At 73.5% G+C, this 4,162-nt stretch carries 3 protein-coding genes and 1 pseudogene; 2 read left to right on the plus strand and 2 right to left on the minus strand.

Features of this window, described 5'->3' with window-relative positions; genetic code table 11:
* Positions 1-136, plus strand: a pseudogene (locus G3I53_RS34270) (GNAT family N-acetyltransferase); the annotation flags it as partial.
* A 101-nt stretch (positions 137-237) separates the two neighbouring features.
* Here G3I53_RS34270 and G3I53_RS30805 read toward each other — a convergent pair.
* Together G3I53_RS30805 and G3I53_RS30810 are read right to left on the minus strand one after the other, a co-directional pair.
* A complete protein-coding gene (locus G3I53_RS30805; protein ID WP_164336206.1) occupies positions 238-1,887 on the minus strand; it encodes an AMP-binding protein in 1,650 nt (549 codons plus the stop codon).
* The gene (locus G3I53_RS30810) at positions 1,884-3,557 is read right to left on the minus strand and encodes an AMP-binding protein (RefSeq protein WP_164336209.1); all 1,674 of its coding nucleotides are present in this window, start codon (positions 3,555-3,557) and stop codon (positions 1,884-1,886) included. Before G3I53_RS30810 ends, G3I53_RS30805 begins: the two co-directional genes overlap by 4 nt.
* A gap of 132 nt (positions 3,558-3,689) precedes the next feature.
* On the opposite strand from G3I53_RS30810, the gene G3I53_RS30815 reads away from it, so the two are divergent.
* Positions 3,690-4,162 (plus strand): GAF domain-containing protein (locus tag G3I53_RS30815; RefSeq protein ID WP_164438989.1); only part of this gene is annotated, 473 nt, incomplete at its 3' end.

The following is a 4,162-nucleotide window of genomic DNA, read 5'->3' on the forward strand; positions in this document are numbered from 1 at the left end:
GCTCGGCTTCCGGGTCCTGCCGCCGGACGGACTGCCGGACGGGCTGCGCCGCATCGTCACCGAGGAGGCGGAACACGGGCTGGCCCGGTGGCCCCGCGTGTGCATGCGGAGGGAGGTGCCGCCGGCCGGCTGCTGACGGGCGGGCGGCTCCCGCCGGACGACGACCCGGCGGGCGGCTCCCGCCGGACGACGACTCGGCGGGCGGCTCCCCCGGCCCGGAGGGCGCCGCCCCCCGGTTCACGCCGGGCCGGCCACCGTGCCCTCCGTGTGGCGCTCGCGCAGTTCCACCTTGCGGACCTTGCCCGACACCGTCATCGGGAAGGAGTCCAGCAGGGTCAGCCGGCTCGGGATCTTGTAGTGGGCCAGGCGGTCCGCGCAGAAGGCGCGCAGTTCCTCCAGCGTGAGCGGGTCGGCCGGGTCGCGCGGGATCACGCAGGCCAGCACCTCCTCGCCGTACCGCTCGTGCGGGACGCCGACGACCTGGACGTCCGCGATCTTCGGGTGGGCGTAGAGGAACTCCTCGATCTCGCGCGGGTAGATGTTCTCCCCGCCCCGGATGATCATGTCCTTGATGCGGCCGACGATCTCCACGTACCCGTCCTCGCGCATCACCGCCAGGTCCCCGGTGTGCATCCAGCGGCCCGCGTCGACGGCCTCGGCGGTCTTCTCGGGTTCGGCCCAGTAGCCGAGCATCACGCTGTACCCGCGGGTGCACAGCTCACCGGGCGTGCCGCGGGGCGTGGTCACGCCGGTGGCCGGGTCGGTGATCTTGACCTCGATGTGCGGCAGGACCCGGCCGACGGTGCCCGTGCGGTGCTCCAGGTCGTCGTCCATGCGGGTCTGGAGCGACACCGGGGAGGTCTCCGTCATGCCGTAGCAGATGGACACCTCCTCCATGTGCATCTCGGCCACCACCCGCTTCATCACCTCCACCGGGCACGGCGAGCCCGCCATGATGCCGGTGCGCAGCGACGTCAGGTCGTAGGAGGCGAACTCGGGCAGGTTCAGTTCGGCGATGAACATCGTCGGCACGCCGTAGAGCGAGGTGCAGCGCTCCTGCTGGACGGCCTCCAGGGTGGCCACCGGGTCGAAGGAGGGGGCGGGGACGACGATGCAGGCGCCGTGGGAGGTGGCCGCCAGGTTGCCCATGACCATGCCGAAGCAGTGGTAGAAGGGCACCGGCAGACAGATGCGGTCCTGCTCGCTGTAGCCGACGGTACGGCCCACCCAGTAGCCGTTGTTGAGGATGTTGTGGTGGGAGAGGGTGGCCCCCTTGGGGAAGCCGGTGGTGCCCGAGGTGTACTGGATGTTCACCGGGTCGTCGCAGCCGAGTCCGGCGGCGACCTCGTCCAGCCGCTCGGCCGGCACCCCGGCGGCGGCCGCGGTCAGCGCGTCCCAGCTCGGGTCGCCGATGTAGTAGGTCTCCCGCAGCTCCGGGCACCGTCCGCGCACCTGGCCGACCAGCGCCCGGTAGTCGCTGCCCTTGTGGGCGAGGGAGGCGATCAGCACACCGATTCCGGCCTGCTTCAGCACGTACTCCAGCTCGTGGGCGCGGTACGCCGGGTTGATGTTGACCATGATCGCGCCGATGCGGGCGGTGGCGTACTGCACCAGGACCCACTCGGGGCAGTTGACCGCCCAGATGCCCACCCGGTCGCCGGTCGTGACGCCCTTGGCGAGCAGTCCGCGCGCCACCTCGTCGACGGCCGCCCCGAACTCCGCGTACGTCCAGCGCCGTCCGGAGGGGACGTCGACCAGGGCCTCGCGGTCGGGCCAGGCCGCGACGGCGCGGGCGAGGTTGGCGCCGATGGTGTCGCCGAGCAGCGGGGTCGTGCTCGTGCCGTGGGCGTACGACAGGGCGGTGGGCGCCGGGGATGCGGTGGTCACCGGAAGTCCTCCTCGCGGTACTCGGCGGCGGAACCCGCGGCGGTGGCCTCGCGCAGCGCGATGCGGCGGATCTTGCCGGAGACGGTCTTGGGCAGCTCCCCGAACTCCAGGCGGCGGAGCCGCTTGTAGGGGGCGAGGGTGCGGCGGGAGTGCTCGAAGAGGACCTTCGCGGTGTCCGGTCCCGGCTCCCAGCCCTCGGCGAGGACGATGTACGCCTTCGGCACGGCGAGCCGCAGCGCGTCCGGGGCGGGCACCACGGCGGCCTCGGCCACCGCCTCGTGCTCCAGCAGCGCGCTCTCCAGCTCGAACGGGGAGATCTTGTAGTCGGACGCCTTGAACACGTCGTCGGCGCGGCCCACGTAGGTGATGTAGCCGTCGGCGTCCCGGGAACCGATGTCGCCGGTGCGGTAGTGGCCGCCCGCCATGGCCTCGGCGGTGCGGTCGGGGTCGCCGTGGTAGCCGGTCATCAGGCCGACCGGGCGGTCGGACAGGTCGATGGCGATCTCCCCCTCGGCGGCGCCGGGCGCACCGGAGACGGGGTCGAGGAGCTCGATGCGGTAGCCGGGGCTGGGGCGGCCCATGGAGCCGGTCTTCAGCGGCTGTCCGGGGCTGTTGGCCACCTGCACGGCGGTCTCGGTCTGCCCGAAGCCGTCCCGGATGTCCACCCCCCACAGGCGGCGGACCTGTTCGATGACCTCGGGGTTGAGCGGTTCGCCCGCGGCGACGACCTCGCGGGGCGGGCGGGCGAGGCGGGTCAGGTCGGCCTGGATCAGCATGCGCCACACGGTCGGCGGGGCGCAGAAGGTGGTGACCCCGGCGCGGTCCATCTCGGCCATCAGCCGGCCCGCGTCGAAGCGGGTGTAGTTGTACAGGAAGACGGTCGCCTCGGCGTTCCACGGGGCGAAGAGGTTGGACCAGGCGTGCTTGGCCCAGCCGGGCGACGAGATGTTCAGGTGCACGTCGCCGGGCCGCAGCCCGATCCAGTACATGGTGGCCAGGTGCCCGACGGGGTACGAGGTGTGGGTGTGCTCGACCAGCTTGGGGCGGGCGGTGGTGCCGGAGGTGAAGTACAGCATCAGCGGGTCGTCGGCGAGGGTCGGCCCGTCGGGCGCGTAGTGCTCGGCCGCGCCGTAGGCGTCCTCGTAGGGCAGCCAGGCGGTGCCCGCGCCCGCCCCGACCGCGATGCGGGTGTAGTCGCCCGGCACCTCGTCGAACTTGGCGGTGTCGGCGCCGCGCGCGATCACGTGCCGCACGCGGCCCCGGTCGACGCGGTCGCGCAGGTCGGCGGCGCCGAGCAGCGGGGTGGCGGGGATGACCACGGCGCGCAGCTTCATCGCCGCGAGGGCGGTCTCCCACAGTTCGGCCTGGTTGCCGAGCATGACCAGCACCCGGTCCTCGGCCCGCACCCCCTGCTGGCGCAGCCAGTTGGCGGCCTGGTCGGAGCGGCGGGCCAGGTCGGCGAAGGACAGCCGGGTGGCGCCGCCGTCCTCCTCGACCAGGTGCAGGGCGGTGCGGTCGTTGCCGTCCGCGATCACGTCGAACCAGTCGAGCGCCCAGTTGAACCGCTCGGGCCTCGGCCAGGTGAAGCCCGCGTGGGCGGTGGCGTAGTCCTCGCGGTGTTCCAGCAGGAAGTCCCGGGCCCTGCGGAACTCTTCCGTCGCCGTCGTCATCGTTGCTCCGGTTCCTCTTCTCCGTCCGGGCGCGCCTGGGCGGGCCCCGGATCGGTGTCGGGAGCCCTGCGGCTCGTGCGGCCCCCGGCGCCGGACCTTGCCGGGCGGCCGTGGTCCATCGTGTAATCCGTGATGCAGGTCTCACTACCCCCGAACGGGGGTGAGGCGCGCTCGGAACCGCGACGAAGGGGCGATCAGGTGACGACTGACCCGTGGGGAGCGGCCGGCGTGGCGGAGATCCGCGGCGCGCTGGCCCGGCTGCGGCGCACCGCCGGGCTGCCGGTCGCCTTCGGGGGCCTGGTGGAGGCCGGGCGGCACCAGGTGCGGATCAATGAGCTGTCCGGTACGGCGACGCCCGCGCTGCGGTCCCTGGCGGTGACCTCCGGTACCGGGCTGGGCGGCCGGGCGGTCGCGCTGGCCCGGCCGTGCGCGGTGACGGACTACTCCGCCTCCCGCCGGATCAGCCACGAGTACGACGCGCCGGTCGCCGCGGAGGGCCTGCGCTCGGTGGTCGCGGTGCCGGTGGTGGTGCGGCGGCGGGTGCGGGGGGTGCTGTACGGCGCCCTGCGGTCGGCGCACCCGCTGGGCGACCGCACGCTGGGCCT

Source organism: Streptomyces sp. SID14436, from assembly GCF_010548465.1.
Lineage (GTDB): Bacteria > Actinomycetota > Actinomycetes > Streptomycetales > Streptomycetaceae > Streptomyces.

Excerpts from the sequence above, each read along its gene's own strand:
- G3I53_RS30810 (WP_164336209.1), bottom strand. The coding sequence starts at position 3,557 with ATGACGACGGCGACGGAAGAGTTCCGCAGGGCCCGGGACTTCCTGCTG.